Here is a 15419-nt window from a genome sequence, read left to right on the forward strand (position 1 = left end):
CCTCACACATGGGGGTTTCGTGTCAGCGAAGGACCCGGACAAACCAGGCGTCTTTCTCCGGCAGGCCCACCTGCTGGTCGTGGACGACGACGTCGAAGTCTCGGCGTTGCTCAAGCGCTATCTCTCCGCCCAGAGCTTCCAGGTGAGCACGGTCGGCAACGGCCAGGACATGCTCACGCGGCTGGCAGCCGAAGCGATCGACCTGGTGCTGCTCGATCTGGGCCTGCCCGGCGAGGACGGCCTGGAGCTGACCCGGCACCTGCACGAGCACTGGCGCGGGCCGGTGATCATCGTTACCGGCCGCGGTGATTCGGTGGACCGCATCGTCGGCCTGGAGGTGGGCGCCGACGACTACGTGACCAAGCCGTTCGACCTGCGCGAACTGCTGGCGCGCATCCGCAGCGTCCTGCGCCGCACGTCCGAGCGCCCGCGCCAGGCGATGACGCGACCGGCCGTCTATCGCTTCGCCGGTTACCGCCTGGAACTGGACAGCCGCACGCTGGTGGCGCCCTCGGGCGATTGCGTGCCGCTAACCAGCGGCGAGTTCGGACTGCTGCGCGTGCTGGTCACCCACGCCAACCGGGTGCTCTCGCGCGACGAACTGATGAATCACCTGTACGGACGCGATTCGGGCCCGTACGACCGCGCGGTGGACGTGCAGATCGGCCGGCTGCGGCGCAAGATCGAGCCGGACCCCGCGGCCCCCGTGCTGATCAAGTCGGTGCGCGGGGCGGGCTACATCTTCAGCGACACCGTCCGCCAGGAATGACCCCATGCCCGCGCCGCGCGTCGACGACGAAGATTTGTTCCGCAAGCTTTTCGAAACGGCACCCGACGCGATGATCGTGGTGGATCGGGCCGGGAGCATCGTGCTCGCCAACCCGCAGGCCGACCGGCTCTTTGGCTACGCGCCCGGCGAGCTGGTGGGCATGTGCGTGGAAAGCCTCCTGCCAGAGTGCGCCCGCGCCACCCACACCGCCCATCGCGCGGACTACAACGCCAGCCCGCGGGTCCGTCCGATGGGCGCGGGCCATGAGCTGACAGGTGTGCGCCGCGACGGCAGGGTCTTTCCGCTGGAGATCGCGCTGAGCCCGGTGGGCAACGGGCTGTACGCCGCTTCCGTCCGCGACATCTCCGAATCCCAGCGGGCACGCCAGGCGCTCCGTCGCGCCGAGCGCGACGGCGACCTCGCGGAACTGGGCCGGCAGGTGCTCGAATCGAGCCAGGACGGCTCGTTGCGGGCGGCCGTTTCCGAGCTGGTCGTCAAGGCGCTGGACGTCGATGGCGTGGCGGTGGCGGTGGGCCTGCCCGGAGGCAACGCGCTGCCGATCCGCTCGGCCAACGGGATCGACGCAGACATGCTCGATGCCCTGGGCGATGCGTTCACGCGCGACCGCATGGCCGACTATCTGACCCGGCGCCAGTCGCCGGGCGCCTGGCTGCTGGCGAACGAACCGGCAGGGGCCTTGCCCGCGCTGCGCGAGGCGCTGGCCGCGCACGGTTTCGCCGACGCGGCGATCGTGCCGTTGCTGGACCGCCACGAGGCGACCGGCGCCCTGCTCGCGCTCGTCCGCGAGCCCTGTGACTGGGACGTCGACCGGCTGGGTTTCCTTCAGCTGGCGGCCAACATGCTCGCCTCGGCCGTCCTGCGCGGGCGCAGCCAGGAGCAACTGGCGCATGCCCAGCGACTGGATGCGCTGGGCCAGCTCACCGGCGGCATCGCGCACGACTTCAACAACCTGCTGACCGTGGTCTCGGGCAACCTGCAGATCCTCGATGCCGAGTACGGCGACGTGGCCGACGCCCGCGAGCTGATCGACGGCGCCTCGCGCGCCGTGGACCGCTGCGTCAACCTGACCCGCAAGCTGCTGGGCTTCTCGCGCCGCCGCACGTTGACGCCGCGCGGCGTGCGCCCGCAGCAGGTCTTCGACGACCTCGGCCAGATGCTGGCGCGTACCCTGGGTTCGCGCATCGATCTGCGGCTGGACTGCCCGGCCGGCACGCCGCCGGTCTACGCCGACCCGGGCGAACTGGAAGCGGCACTGGTCAACCTCGCCATCAACGCACGCGACGCCATGCCCGGCGGCGGCACGCTGCACATGAGCGCCCGCGCGCGCACGATCGCGGCCGGCGAGGCCGGCGGCCTGCAGCCGGGCGAGTACGTGGTGTTCCTGGTCGAGGACACCGGCACCGGCATGACGCAGGATGTGCTCGACCACGCGCTCGAACCCTTCTTCACCACCAAGGACGCCGGCAAGGGCAGCGGCCTGGGCCTCAGCATGGTCTACGGTTTCGTCAGGCAATCGGGCGGGCGCGTGGCGATCGGCAGCCAGCCCGGGCGCGGCACGCGCGTGGAGATCCTGCTGCCGACGGCACCACCGGAGGACGAGCTCGGCGAGGCGCGCACGCCCGGCAGCATCAGCCCGGGGCACGCGCGGGTGCTGGTGGTCGAGGACGAACCGGGCGTGCGCAAGGTGGTCGTGCGTTTCCTGCATGCGCTGGGATACGACACGCTGGAGGCGGGCGATGGCGCGCGCGCGATGGCGCTGTTGCGCATGGACCGCGGCATCCAGCTGCTGTTCTCGGATGTCTCGCTGGGCAGCGGCACCAACGGCTTCGAACTGGTGCGCGAGGCCCGGCGCCTGCGTCCCGGGCTGCCGGCCCTGCTGACGTCCGGCTATGAGCGCACGACCGATGGCGCCGAAGAGGCGCTGGAAAGCGGCGTGGAACTGTTGCGCAAACCCTACCGGCGCGAGCAGCTTGGCGAGGCGCTGGCAAAGGCGCTGGAGGGTCGGCAGGGCTGAGCGCCGGATCAGTGGACGATCGCGCCCTGCCCGGCCATGCGGCGCAGCCCGTCGGTGTCGAGCAGGCGGATCTCGCGTCGCTGCACCTCGATGCAGTGCAGGCGGTCGAGCCGGGACAGCGCGCGGGTCACGGTCTCGTGCTTGATCCCGAGGAAGCTGGCGATGTCGGCGCGGCCCATGCACAGCAGGAAGTGGCGCGGGCTGAAGCCCAGCCGCAGGTGCCGCTCGGCCATGTCCAGCAGGAACGCAGCCACGCGCTGTTCGGCGGTGAGCGTGCCCAGCGCCAGCATCCACGCGCGGTCGTTGCGGATCTCCTCGGCCAGCGCGCCGGTCAACCGGCTCTGCAGTTCCGGCAGTTGCAGGCAGGCATGCAGCACCGGCGGATACGGCAGTTCCCAGATCTCGCTGTCGTCCAGCGCCACCACGTCGCAGGCGTACTGCGAAAGGCCGATCGACTCCACGCCGACGAGGTCGCCGCGCATGCGGAAGCTGGTCACCCGCTCGCGACCGTCCTCGGACAACTCGCAGGTCTTCAGGAAGCCGGCGTGCACCAGGTAGATGGCGTGGAACGGCTGGCCGGCGCGGTAGGCGTGCTGGCCCGGCGCGAGCTTGCGGCGCACGACCTGGACGTGATGGGAGAGCTGCTCGATGTCGATCGGGCCCGCCGAGGCCAGCGCTTGTTGCACCGGAGCGGAAACGGGAGTGGTGGCGTAGCTGGCGAGAGCGTTCATGGCGGCCTCGGGGACTGGCGAGGGTTCCACGTTAGCCGGCCACCACCACCGGGCGACGACAGCCACGCAACCCTGTGTAACGGTCGGTAACAGTCCCCCAGCGACGGTTACGGGACCAGCACGGCAGCGCCGCTGAGCCTGCCCTGGCGCAGATCTTCCAGCGCCTCGTTCGCCGCCTCCAGCCGGTAGCGCCGCGTGGTGGCCCGCACGCCCGCGGCGGCGGCCTCGGCGAAGAAGGCATGCGCATCGGCACGGGTCAGGTTGGCCACCGAGACCAGCTCGCGTTCCTCCCACAGCAGCCGGTAGGGAAACGCCGGTATGTCGGACATGTGGATGCCGCCGCAGACCACCCGGCCGCCCTTGCGCACCGCCTGCAGGGCCAGCGGCACCAGTTCGCCGACGGGCGCGAAGATGATCGCCGCATCGAGCGGCTCCGGCGCGGTTGCACCGGCATCGCCCGCCCATGCCGCGCCCTGCGCGCGGGCGAAGGCCTGTGCTTCCAGGTCGCCCGGCCGGGTAAACGCATGCACCCGCCTTCCCTGGTGGCGCGCCACCTGGGTCAGCAGGTGCGCCGCGGCGCCGAAGCCGTAGATGCCCAGCGCGCGCGCCTGGCCGGTCCGGCAGAGCGCGCGCCAGCCGATCAGGCCCGCGCACAGCAACGGTGCGGTCGCGACCGGATCGGCCTCCCCGGGCAGCGGAAGGCAGAAATCGGCGCGCGCCACCAGATGGCTCGCGAAACCGCCGGGGCGCGTGTAGCCGGTGAAGCCGGGCGCGTCGCAGAGGTTCTCGCGCCCGCCGAGGCAGTACTCGCACGCGCCGCAGGTCGAGCCCAGCCACGGCACGCCCACCCGCTGGTCCGGCCCGAGCCGGTGCACGCCTGCTCCCAGCGCCTCGACCCGGCCGACCACCTCGTGACCGGGCACGACCGGCAGCGCCACGTCCGGCAGTTCGCCATCGACCACGTGCAGGTCGGTGCGGCATACGCCGCAGGCTTCCACGCGCAGCCGGATCTCGCCCGGCCCCGGCTCGGGATCGGCGGCCTGCCGCAGCACCAGCGGCTGTCCGGTCGCCTCCAGCACCATGGCGCGCATGGGGCCGACGCTCAATGGCGGAACAGCACCGGCAGCCGCGCATGCCACAGCACGTGCCGCGTGGCCCCTCCCAGCGCCCACTCGCTGAAGCGGCTGCGGCCGTAGGCCCCCATCACCAGCAGGTCGGCATGGAATCGCTCGGCCTGTTCCAGCAGCGCTTCGCCGGCATCGTGCTCGTTGGTGAGCAGGTCCTGCGAGCGGGCGCGGATGCCGTGGCGCTGGAGATAGGCGTCGATGTCGAACGGCGGCTTCCAGGTTACCTCCGGAAAGACCTCCTTGGGTGCGCCGCGCAACAACAGCACCTCGTTCGCCTGTTGAAGCAGCGGCAAGGCCGAGTGCACCGCGCGGATCGCCTCGGGCGCGCCGTTCCAGGCAACGGCCACGCGCGACAACGCCACTGTCCGCACCGGCTGCGGTGGCACCACGATGCACGGCAGCCCCAGCGCCAGAATCAAAGCGGCCAGGTCGGACGGCGACGCCCAGGTGCGCAGCGGGTCGCGTTCCAGCACCAGCAGATCGTGCCAGCAGGCGATCTGCGCCAGCGCATCGGCCAGGTTGCCTTGCCCGACCACCCAGGCGGCGTGCCCGACTCCCATGCCCGTGGCCCAGTCGACGAACGGCCGCTCGGCGGCCAGCGCGGCCGCTTCCAGCACGCGCGCCGATTCCAGCACCGCCTCGATCAGCTGGGGCGTGCTGAAACTCGGAGTGGCATAGAGCGGCGAGGGGTAGATGTACGCCCCGGTGACCGCTCCCTGCATCAGCACCGCCAGCTGCGCGCCGTACTGCGTGCCGCGGGACCAGTTTTCGTAGTTGAGCGAATTGACCAGGATGTCGTACATGGGCAGGGCTCCGTGCATGCGGCCGCGCCGATGGCGGCCGCGTTGCCGGGACACTAGGCCAGCGGCCGCGGCACGAAGTGATGCAGGTCAACTGCACCGGCCGGCCGCGTCATCGGTGCTGACCTAGGTCAAATCCGCCTCCAGTCGTTGGGCCACGCTTCCACTCGCGGGCTTCGTCCGCGATCGCGAGGATTCGACCGTGCGCGACATCGTGGTCCACAGTGCTGACTACCGCACCTGGCTCGGCGTCGTGCGCTACGCGGCGCAGCTGGCCGCGTCGCTGCCGGTATCGCTGACCGGGCTTTTCGTGGCGCCGCGCAGCGGACCGGTGCCGGGGCCGCCGAAACTGGCCGCGGAAATGGCCGCCTACGCGCAGGACGAACTGCACAACGCGATGCTCGCCGGGCGCGACTTCACGGCATGGGCGAACCAGCTGGGCGTCACCGAGGCTTTCTGGCAGGTCGCCATCGGGCAGCCCCACGACGCCCTGGCGATGATCGGCGACTGGCACGACCTGGTGGTGCTGCAGGGCAACGCATCACGGGGATTCCCGGGCGAGCGGCTGGTCTGCGAAACGGTGCTCTCGGGCGCCGCCTGCATCGCGGTGCCGGAAGCGAACAACGCGCCCGGCCGGGTGGTGCACGCGATGGTGGCCTGGAATGGATCGGCCGCATCCAGCCGCGCCCTGCACGCGGCGCTGCCGCTGCTCAAGCGCGCCAAGGTCGTCTCCCTGCTGCAACAGAACGCCGGGCACGGCGGCTGCGGCGAGCCGGATGCACTTGCCCACCTGCGCGCGCACGGCGTGCCGGTGGCCGCCGTGGAAACCGTGACCGGCGCGGATGAGAGCGCGAGCGGACAGGTACTCGCCTACGCCAGCGACACGCGGGCGGACCTGATCGTCATGGGCGCCAGCGGACACGGCCGTCCGGGCGAACGCGCCTTCGGCCCCACGACCCGCGCCGTGCTGGCGCAAAGCCGCCTGCCGGTGTTCCTCAAGCACTGAGGAGACGGCAGGCACACGCCTGCGCGCGAACACACGGCGCCGATGCGCCATGGCGGTCGCGCGCAGTCACGCACCTGCCGGGCATCCGGCGTACATGCCCTCAGACGATACGCACCCGGTTCTCCACCGCGCGGACGCCGGGCGCCGACCAGGCCGCGCGCTCGACCGCCTGGCGTTCTTCCCAGTCGTCCACCTGGCCCTCGATGGCCACGGTTCCGTTCTCGCGGACGTCGACCTTGATCCGCTTGGCCTCCACCTCGGCGTGCCGCTTCAGCGCATCGACGATGCTCTTGCGCACGTCGCCCGGCTGCACGCGGGGCGTGACCAGGATGTCGTTGGACACGCCCGTCACGCCGGACAGCTTGCGCATGTCCGCCTCGGCGGCCTCTCGCTGGTAGTTCCACGGCACTTCACCGGTCAGGGTCACCCAGCCGTCGGACACTCTGACGTGGATCCGTTCCGACGGGGCCAGCACGTCCCAGGCCAGGATGTTCAGTGCGCGCCGGGCGATGTCGTCGTCGCTGAGTTTCCGGTCGCCGGGCAGTTCGACCTGGAGTTTCTGCGCGATCGCCTTGACCCCGTGCACGCGCCAGGCCGCGCGCTCGGCGGCGAGCTTCTCGGCGTAGCTGGCCACGTGCCCGGTCAGCGTCACCACGCCGTCCTTGGCCATCACGGCAATGTTGGTCGCATCCAGGCTCGGCTCGTAGTCGAGTTCTTCCAGTACGTCGTATCTCAGGCTCACGTCGTTCATGGCACACCTCGTGGATTCGGGGAGTCGAATGTGGTCGGATTTCCGGCCTGGCTCAGGCCGCGAAGCCGACGGTCTGCGCCAGCAGCACGCGCTGGCGCGCGCCCAGGCCCAGGGTCCTGGCCAGCCCGCGGCGGTCCACCAGCCCGCGCACGACGGTGGCCAGGCCCTCGGCGGCGCAGAACATGTAGACGTTCTGCGCGATCGCGCCGGCATCGGCGCCGCAGTAGAAGCGCCGTTCCAGCGGCTCGGTCACTTCCATGCGCGACAGGTCCGCCACGTAGACCAGCTCCAGCGCGGCGGTGCCGACGAAATCCTGCAGGCCGGTGGACGCGCGCACGTCGCTGGCGAGTACGGGTTGCAGGCAATGCCCTTCCGGTTCGTAGCGCCACGCGCCATCGGCTGCCGCGAGGTAGATGTCGATCTCGTGCCAGTTGCGCGCCGACGGCGCGGTGCGCCCGCCGGTGGCGGGCCGGTTGATGCCGCAGGCCGCCCACAGCAGGTCGGAAAGCAACTGTGGCGGGAGGACGTGATCGGTGTACAGGCGCGTGCTGTGCCGGCGCGCGAGCGCGTTCAGCAGCGGCATGCCGCCGCTTGTGCGGTGATCGGGAAGCGACACCCGGGTTTTGCTTTCGATATCCACGGCGATACCTCGGAAAGGAAATGCGCGCCTGCCGGCGTGGCGGAGGCGCGCGAACCACGGGCGCATCTGGGGCATGCGTGGCCAGTGGGCCCGTGCAGCCCACGCGAGGCGGCGTCAGGTGCCATCGCTCGCGGCGGTGGCCCGCTGCTCCTCGTCGTGGCCGGAAAGATCCACCACCAGCGTCACGCGGCGGTTTTCCATCCCTTCGTCGCGGGTCTTCCCCGGCGCACCCTGGCGATCGCGCGCTTCGCCGTAGCTGACGGCGCGCACCTTGTCGGCGGTCAGGCCACCGCTGCTGACCAGGTAGTCACGCACCGCCTCGGCGCGCTTCTGGCCAAGGCGCTGGTTGTAGCCGTGGCTTCCCGCCGGATCGGCGAACCCTTCCACCGTGACCAGTGCATAGGGGTGATAGTGCTGGATCACCTTGGCGAAGTCGTCCAGCGCGGGCTTGTCCTGGTCCTGCAGCGTGGCGTCGTCGAACGCGAAATGCGACATGGTGTCGACCTGGATGCGACCGGCCACCTGGCGGATGGACGCGTCGTACCGGGCGAACTTCTGCTGCATGTCCTGTTCCATCTGGTTGGTGCGGTTCTCCTGGTTCTGCAGCCGCAATTCGATCTGGCCGATCCTGGAGTCGTAGTCGGCCTGCTTGACGTAGCCTTTGTCGGCGCAGCCGGCCGCGGCAAGCACGACCAGGCCCACCGGCAGCCACGCCCATTTGTGCGATGCGTGTTTCATGGCAATCCTCCGGGCGGCATCCGCCCTGGCGCGTCCGCACCGCGAAACCGGAGCACGGCTTCGCGGCACGGGACGTTGGCCCCCTGTGCCGCACCGTAGTCGCCGGCCCCGGCGGTCGTTTGACGTGCATCAAATGCGCCGCGGATGGGCCGCACGACCGGCACGCCCAGCCGCCGCCGTCCGGCGCAGCGCGAGGCAGGCGTGGACGCCCACCAGCAGTACCCCGGCGTCGGCCTGCGCGCGCCCGATCGAAAGGCCGCCGTGGCGCGTGCCGGCGCTCGCGGCGGGTTGCCCGTCTGGAGTGTTTCCCCGTTGCCGCGGACCAGGCCGGGGCAGTCGCCGGCGCGGTTCTCTTACGCCGCACGATGCGGCCGCCAAGACCGGTCCCGGCCCGGCTACCGCGTCGTCGGTCCGGCATCAGTGCTGCAGGAAGACCGGGATCTGCGCATGTTCCAGGATGTAGCGCGTGGCGCCGCCGATGACCCGCTCGCGCAGGCGCGAGTGGGCGAAGGCGCCCATCACGATGAGGTCGGCGCCAACCTGCTCGGCCTTTTTCAGCAGGGCGGCCCCGGCGGTCCGCGCCGGGATCCCCACGCACATCGGGTCGGCCTCGATGCCATGGCGCGCCATGTACACAAACGGCTGGAAGTGCGGCAGGTAGCACGTGCCCTCGGGTCCGTGCACCCGCCCGCCGTCGAGCAGCACCACGCGCCGGGCTCCGGCAAGGAAAGGCAAGGCCGCGTGAATGGCGCGGGTGGCTTCGGTACTGCCGTCCCACGCCACCAGCACGCGCTGGAACTGGTCCCCGCGGTCCCAGGCCGGCGGCAGGACCAGGCTGGGCAGGCGGCAGGCGAGCAGCGCTTCGCCGAGCAGTTCGCCCAGCGCCTCGCCATCGACCAGGTCGCGTTCCAGCACGGCCAGGCTGTGCCACGCACCCAGTTCGCGCAGGACGCGCGCCAGCCCGGTATGCGCGACCACCCATGAGGCGTGCGGCACGCCCAGGGACTTGGCAAAGGCCCGGAACGCACTGCCCTCCTCGAAGTCCCGCACCGGCGTATCGAGCAACAGCCCGGCCACGGAAGGCTCGCTCTCCGGGCCGCGCAGCACGCGCAGCGACTCGTCCACGTAGCAGCCGGTCAGCAGGCTCTGCCAGCGCGCGGCGAGCGCGGCTCCCACCTGCACGGCCGGGTTCCACTCGGACGTGCAGGTGGCGATCGCGACGATGTCGGATGGCCGGCCGGCCACTGGCGGAGCTGGCTGGAGGCCCCCCTCGGGTGCCCGGTTCGGGGCATCGGCTACCACGCTCATGGCGCGCTCCTCACAAGGCCAGCGTATGGACGACCTGGGTCGGGTCGCCCGGATCGAGCGAACGCTTGAAGCCCAGATAGGCCGCGAGCTCCTGCATGGCGTAGTTGTCGGACGAATCGACCGAATACATCTGCTTGAACCCGTGCTGGCGGGCCACGTCGATGAGGTGGCGCATGAGCACCACGGCCAGCCCGCGATGGCGCCAGTGCTCGGACACGGTGACCGCGCATTCGCAGCGTGTCTGGTCGCCATTGGCGCTGTAGCGGCTGACGCCGACCTCGCGCAGCTGGCCGTCCTCGTGCGCCAGGGCGACGAAGGCCATGCGCTTGTCGTAGTCGACGTCCATGAGCTGGTCGATCAGTTCCGGGGTGGCCTCGCGGAAGCTGCACATGAAGCGCAGGCGCTTGGCGTCCGGCGACATGGCCCGCACGAAGTCCTCTTCGCGCTCGCGGTCTTCCGGACGCAGCGGGCGGATCAGCACTACGGTGCCGTCGCGCAGGTGGTCGATCCAGTGGGTCCCCTCCAGCAACACGGGAGGGCTGGCCTGGGCGGAAGACGTGACCCCGGTAGGTAGTGTGGCCATGGGCGAACCTCGTCGCGTGTGAAGCCCCTGTGGCTTCATTGGCGCATGGTGGTGCGCACGCCGGATTGATCCTCATCAACTCCTTGCGTGGTCGCGCGGCCCCGGCCGTGCCTGCCGGCCGACCGGTCCGCCACGGCGCAGGCCGCCGACCAGCACGGGCAGCACGGCAAGCCAGACGACCAGCGCCAGCACCATCCCCGTCGCCACGGCCGCGGCAGCCGGGCCAGGCAGCGCCAGCGCGAGCAGCCCCCGCACGGCCGGCACGCCCAGCACCACGGCCAGCATGCCGCCCAGGCCGGCCAGCATGACGAGCAGCCAGCGGTTGCCCCGCCCGGGAATAACCGCGCCGCGCCGCTGGCGGCGCACCATCACGAGCAGCAGCAGGCAGGCCACCAGGCCGACGAACATCACCGCCCGCACCTGCGCGGCGTCCCGCCCCTGCCAAAGCAGGAATCCGCAGGCACCCAGCAGGATCAGGGCCAGGCCACCGCCCTGGGCCAGCGCATAGGCCAGCTTCGCGGGCGCGAACGGTGTTTCCGCCGGCGGTCGTGGTGGGCGGCGCATGACGTCCGGCGCCTCCGGCTCGGCCTCGAACACCAGCGAGCAGGCCGGATCGATGACCAGCTCCAGCAGCACGATGTGCACCGGCAGCAACAGCATCGGCCAGTGCAGCAGCGCCGGCATCAGCGCGAGCAGGATCACCGGCGCGTGCACCGCGAAGACGAAGGCGACCGCGTTGACGATGTTGTCGTAGATGCGCCGGCCCTGGCGGATCGCCCGCACGATGCTGGCGAAGCTGTCGTCGAGCAGTACCAGCGCCGCCGCCTCGCGCGCCACGTCGGTGCCGCGCTCGCCCATCGCGATGCCGATGTCCGCGGCCTTCAGTGCCGGCGCGTCGTTGACGCCGTCGCCGGTCATCGCCACCACCTCGCCCGCCTGTTGCAGCAGGCGCACCAGGCGCAGCTTCTGTTCCGGCCGCAGCCGCGCGCACACGTCGACCTGGCGCAGCTGCGCGCGCAGCGCCCCGTCGTCCAGGGCGTCGATGCGGTCGCCGGTGAGCACCTCGCCGGCGCGCGCCATGCCGATCTGGCCGGCGATCGCGCGCGCCGTCACCGGATGGTCCCCGGTCAGCATCAACACGCGCACGCCCGCCTGCCGGCAATCGGCCACGGCCGCGGGCACGCCCTCGCGCGGCGGGTCGCCGAAACCCACGAAACCCAGCAGGCGGTAATGGAAGTCCCGCTGGCTCGACGGCCAGTCCGCGCCGCTCCACCGCGCGCGGGCCACGCCCAGCACGCGCAAGCCGCGCGAGGCCATCGCCTCGACCTGCGCCAGCGCGATGGAAGCGGCGACCGGTTCCAGCCGGCACAGCGCAACGATCGCCTCGGGCGCGCCCTTGGCCGCCAGCAGGTAATCGCCGGACGGGTCCGGAAACGCGCGCGTCATCGCCAGTACGTCGGGCGAGAGCGGGTACTCGCACTCGGATGCCGGTTCCACCGCCATGTCGAGGGCGTCGGCGTGGCGCGCGGCATAGTCGCGGATGGCCTGCTCCATCGGATCGAACGGCGCCGGCGGCGTCGCCAGCAGCAGGCAGCGCGTCAGCTCGGCGCATCCGGGCGGAAGCGCTTGCGCCTCGCCGTCGTGCACCTGTCCGGCATCGGCACGGGCCAGCGCCATCAGGCGCATGCGGTTCTGCGTCAGCGTGCCGGTCTTGTCCACCGCAAGCACCGTCACCGCGCCCAGCGCCTCCACCGCGGCCATGCGCCGCGTGAGTACCTGGTGGCGGGCCATGCGCCAGGCTCCCATGGCGAGGAACACGGTGAGGATCACCGGGATCTCCTCGGGCAGGATCGCCATGCTCAATGCAATGCCCGAGAGGATGCTGTCGAGCAGTCCGGCGCCGTCCCACAACCAGCGCAGCAGGGTGTAGCCCGTGGCCAGTGCCACCGCCGCCACCGCCAGCATGCGCACCAGCCGCGAGGAGGCACGCTGCATGCCCGAAGGCGTTTCGCGGGTGGAGGCCAGCGCCAGGCCGATCCGGCCCACCGCGGTGGCGGTGCCGGTGGCCACGACTTCGGCCAGGGCCCGACCCTTGGTGACGACCGTGCTCGCGTGCACGAGCGCATGCTCGCCCTCCGGCAACCGCGTGACCGCCACCGCCTCGCCGGTCAGCAACGACTCGTCGACCTCGAGCAGCCCTTCGCGCAACATCGCGTCGGCGGCGATGCGGTCGCCTTCGCCCAGCACCAGCAGGTCGCCGCGCACGACCTCTGCGGCGGGTATGCGCTGGTGGGTGCCGTCGCGAACCACCAGCGCGCGCGGCGCCGACAGGTCGCGCAGGGCTTCCAGCGCCCGTTGCGTCTTGCGTTCCTGTGCAAGCGTGATGCCGATCACCAGCACCACCGAGGCCAGCAGGAACGTGGCCTCGGCGCGGTCGCCGAGCGCGAGGTAGAGCCCGCCGGCCACCAGCAGCAGCAGGAACATCGGCTCGACCAGTACCTTGAGCGCGATGCGCAGCAACGGCTGGTGCCTGCCGCCAGGCAAGGCGTTCAGTCCATCCGCCTCGAGCCGGCGGCGGGCCTCGGCGCTGTCCAGTCCGCCCGGCCCGACCTGCGGCGGCGTCGACACGACACTCAACGGCAGACCATCACCGGAAGCGGGCTGCGCACCAGTACCTTCTGCGCCTCGCTGCCCAGCAACAGCTTGGTGAAGCCGCGCCAGCCGTGCGAGCCCATCACGATCAAATCGCACCCGCGCTTCTGCGCGACGTCGAGGATCGCGTCGCAGGGGTGCTTGTGGAACACATAGTCGCTCTCGCACGGAACACCGGCCCGCTGCGCCTTCTCGCGCACCTCGCCCAGGTAGCGCTCGGCCCAGCGCACCGATTCCTCGGTATAGCTGCTCTCGCTTTCGGGAATGACCTGCGTCATGTAGGAAAGCGCCTGGAACGGAAGGATCACGTGCAACGCGTACACGCTCGCGTTGAGCGCCTTGGCCAGCTCGAGCCCCTGGTCCACCGCACGGGTGGATACCTCGGAACCGTCGGTCGGCAACAGGATGTGCTTGAACATGCGCCTCTCCTTCAGCGGCAGGTGTAGCCGCCGTCTATGACCAGTTCGCTGCCGGTGACGAACTTGGCTTCGTCGCTGGCCAGGTAGACCACGCCCCAGGCGATGTCGTCGGGCTCGCCCATGTGGCCCAGCGGATGCAGCGCGTCGGTCTTGCGGCGCTGCTCGTCGAGGTCGCCGCCGTGGCCGGACAGGAACCCGTGCACCATCGGCGTCCAGATGAAGCCCGGGTGCACCGAATTGACCCGGATGCCCTCGCGCGCGTACAGCAGCGCATCGGTCTTGCTCATCAGCCGCACGGCGCCCTTGGAGGCGTGGTATGGCGGCACGTCGGCCGCGCCGATGAGGCCGTAGATCGAGGACAGGTTGACGATGCTGCCGCCGCCGGCGCGGCGCATGTGCGCGATCGCATGCTTGGTGCAGAAGAACACGCCCTTGACGTTGACCGCCTGGACGAGGTCCCACTCTTCCTCGGTCAATTCGTCCGTGGGCTTGTCCGCCCCGGCGATGCCGGCATTGTTGACCAGGACGTCCAGCCGTCCGAACAGGCTCGCGACCTCGTCGAAGACCTTGGCCACCTCGGCCTCGCGGGTGACGTCGGCGTGGAAATAGCGGGCCTGCCTGCCCAGCCCGACCAGGTCGCCGGCCAGCTCGCGGCCGGCGTCGTCCGCGCGGTCGAGGATCGCCACGCGGGCGCCCTCCTCCGCCATGCGTCGCGCACAGGCGGCGCCTATGCCGACGGCGCCGCCGGTCACGATGACGGCCTTGTCCTGGAGCCTGTTCATGGGTACCACCCCGCGCTGACCGATTGCTGGCCAGCCTAGGCCGCCGTCGCGGCCGGGACTTGACTCTGGTCAACGTGGAGACTGTTTTCCCCGAAGCCCCCGGGCGGGCCGGCCGCGGCCCGCGCGCGGTTGATCCTGATCAAGCCCCCGCGTACGCCGGCGGCCGAGCATGAAGGCCGGCCGGAGGGAACGCCCATGTACGAGATGATCATCGACGTCGACCAGATGCGCGAGGACCTCCCCGCCATCCAGCTGGGCCTTGCCGTCGCGCGGCAGCAGCAGGCCTTCGTGGCGGGCGTGCACATCATCCAGCAGATTCCCTCGGTGACCGCCATCCCCGACGCGCTGGCGATCCTGGAGGCCGAGGAGGAATCGGCACGCCGGCGCGCGCCGTGGTGGCAGGAGCTGTGTCGCCGCTCCAACGTGGAAGGCGGCTGGGAGGTCTTCCGCGGACCCTACGTCCCCGTGCTGGCACACCGTTCGCGGATGGCCGACCTGCTCGTATGCAGCGCCCCGGCCGGCAACCAGGATTTTCCCGTGGGGTGGGACAACGTCACGCGCACCCTGTTCGCCGGCGGCGTGCCGGTGCTGCTGGCGCCGGTCGCCTACGAGGTGCGCGGCGCACCCGCGCGCGTGCTGGTGGCGTGGAACGGCTCGGGCGAATCCACCGAGGCCATCCGTGCCGCGCTGCCGCTGCTGCGCAAGGCATCCGAAGTGCACCTGCTCGACGGCTGGCGCCAGACCCTGCCCGGCTTCGGGCCGCCCGCGCTTGCCGTGGGCGATTGGCTGGCGCGACAGGGCGTCGTCGTGCGGCAGCGGCGTGCATTCGACCCGGCCGAGGACGCCGGCGTGCACCTGCTGCGCGAGGCCGAGGCGATGCAGGCGGACCTGCTGGTGATGGGCGCGTGGGGACGCTCGCGCCTCACCGAACTGGTGCTCGGCGGTACCACTCATTACGTGCTTGCACACACGCACCTGCCGTTGCTGCTGGCGCATTGAAACGCCCGGGCCTTCACCTCATCCACGCGGAGCCGGCTACATGTTCACCGACGACCCAGCACGAGCCCCGGAGCCTGCC

Annotated in this window: 15 protein-coding genes; 4 read left to right on the forward strand and 11 right to left on the reverse strand. The window is 71.1% G+C overall.

What is annotated here, in order from left to right:
• The first annotated feature begins 19 nt into the window (after window positions 1-19).
• The gene (locus tag LQ771_RS07190) at window positions 20-769 is read left to right on the forward strand and encodes a response regulator (RefSeq protein ID WP_231351664.1); all 750 of its coding nucleotides are present in this window, start codon (window positions 20-22) and stop codon (window positions 767-769) included.
• 4 nt (window positions 770-773) lie between these two features.
• Entirely contained in the window at window positions 774-2804 is a 2031-nt protein-coding gene (locus tag LQ771_RS07195; protein WP_231351665.1) for a PAS domain-containing hybrid sensor histidine kinase/response regulator, read from the forward strand.
• 8 nt (window positions 2805-2812) lie between these two features.
• Here the strand turns inward: LQ771_RS07195 and LQ771_RS07200 are convergent, their stop codons facing one another.
• The 3 genes from LQ771_RS07200 to LQ771_RS07210 all read right to left on the reverse strand — a co-directional run bounded on the left by LQ771_RS07200 (window position 2813) and on the right by LQ771_RS07210 (window position 5465).
• Window positions 2813-3535, reverse strand: coding sequence for a Crp/Fnr family transcriptional regulator (locus LQ771_RS07200; RefSeq protein WP_231351666.1), 723 nt, complete (start codon window positions 3533-3535; stop codon window positions 2813-2815).
• Window positions 3536-3642: 107 nt separating this feature from the next.
• Window positions 3643-4626 carry a zinc-dependent alcohol dehydrogenase family protein gene (locus LQ771_RS07205; RefSeq protein WP_231351667.1) on the reverse strand — a complete coding sequence of 328 codons (984 nt, stop codon included), beginning with the start codon at window positions 4624-4626 and terminating at the stop codon, window positions 3643-3645.
• 11 nt (window positions 4627-4637) lie between these two features.
• The gene (locus LQ771_RS07210) at window positions 4638-5465 is read right to left on the reverse strand and encodes a universal stress protein (RefSeq protein WP_231351668.1); all 828 of its coding nucleotides are present in this window, start codon (window positions 5463-5465) and stop codon (window positions 4638-4640) included.
• A gap of 199 nt (window positions 5466-5664) precedes the next feature.
• Between LQ771_RS07210 and LQ771_RS07215 the strand changes: the two genes are divergently transcribed.
• Window positions 5665-6468, forward strand: a complete 804-nt coding sequence (locus LQ771_RS07215) for a universal stress protein (RefSeq protein ID WP_231351669.1) — start codon at window positions 5665-5667, stop codon at window positions 6466-6468.
• A gap of 100 nt (window positions 6469-6568) precedes the next feature.
• Here the strand turns inward: LQ771_RS07215 and LQ771_RS07220 are convergent, their stop codons facing one another.
• The 8 genes from LQ771_RS07220 to LQ771_RS07255 form a co-directional block, all read right to left on the reverse strand.
• Complete coding sequence (locus LQ771_RS07220) at window positions 6569-7219, reverse strand: BON domain-containing protein (RefSeq protein ID WP_231351670.1); 651 nt, start codon at window positions 7217-7219, stop codon at window positions 6569-6571.
• A 52-nt stretch (window positions 7220-7271) separates the two neighbouring features.
• A complete protein-coding gene (locus LQ771_RS07225; RefSeq protein ID WP_231351671.1) occupies window positions 7272-7802 on the reverse strand; it encodes a SagB/ThcOx family dehydrogenase in 531 nt (176 codons plus the stop codon).
• Between the two features lie 171 nt (window positions 7803-7973).
• Complete coding sequence (locus LQ771_RS07230; RefSeq protein WP_231351672.1) at window positions 7974-8597, reverse strand: OmpA family protein; 624 nt, start codon at window positions 8595-8597, stop codon at window positions 7974-7976.
• Window positions 8598-9014: 417 nt separating this feature from the next.
• Window positions 9015-9905, reverse strand: coding sequence for a universal stress protein (locus tag LQ771_RS07235; RefSeq protein ID WP_231351673.1), 891 nt, complete (start codon window positions 9903-9905; stop codon window positions 9015-9017).
• 10 nt (window positions 9906-9915) lie between these two features.
• On the reverse strand, window positions 9916-10488 hold the full coding sequence (locus tag LQ771_RS07240; protein WP_231351674.1) for a GNAT family N-acetyltransferase: 573 nt from the start codon (window positions 10486-10488) through the stop codon (window positions 9916-9918).
• A gap of 75 nt (window positions 10489-10563) precedes the next feature.
• A complete protein-coding gene (locus LQ771_RS07245) occupies window positions 10564-13116 on the reverse strand; it encodes a cation-translocating P-type ATPase (RefSeq protein WP_231351675.1) in 2553 nt (850 codons plus the stop codon).
• A 5-nt stretch (window positions 13117-13121) separates the two neighbouring features.
• Window positions 13122-13559, reverse strand: a complete 438-nt coding sequence (locus LQ771_RS07250) for a universal stress protein (RefSeq protein ID WP_231351676.1) — start codon at window positions 13557-13559, stop codon at window positions 13122-13124.
• Between the two features lie 11 nt (window positions 13560-13570).
• Window positions 13571-14341, reverse strand: coding sequence for an SDR family NAD(P)-dependent oxidoreductase (locus tag LQ771_RS07255; protein WP_231351677.1), 771 nt, complete (start codon window positions 14339-14341; stop codon window positions 13571-13573).
• Between the two features lie 195 nt (window positions 14342-14536).
• Between LQ771_RS07255 and LQ771_RS07260 the strand changes: the two genes are divergently transcribed.
• Window positions 14537-15340: a universal stress protein gene (locus tag LQ771_RS07260; protein WP_231351678.1), complete on the forward strand. Its 804-nt coding sequence runs from the start codon at window positions 14537-14539 to the stop codon at window positions 15338-15340.
• Window positions 15341-15419 lie beyond the last annotated feature (79 nt).

Source organism: Frateuria soli (assembly GCF_021117385.1).
Lineage (GTDB): Bacteria > Pseudomonadota > Gammaproteobacteria > Xanthomonadales > Rhodanobacteraceae > Frateuria_A > Frateuria_A soli.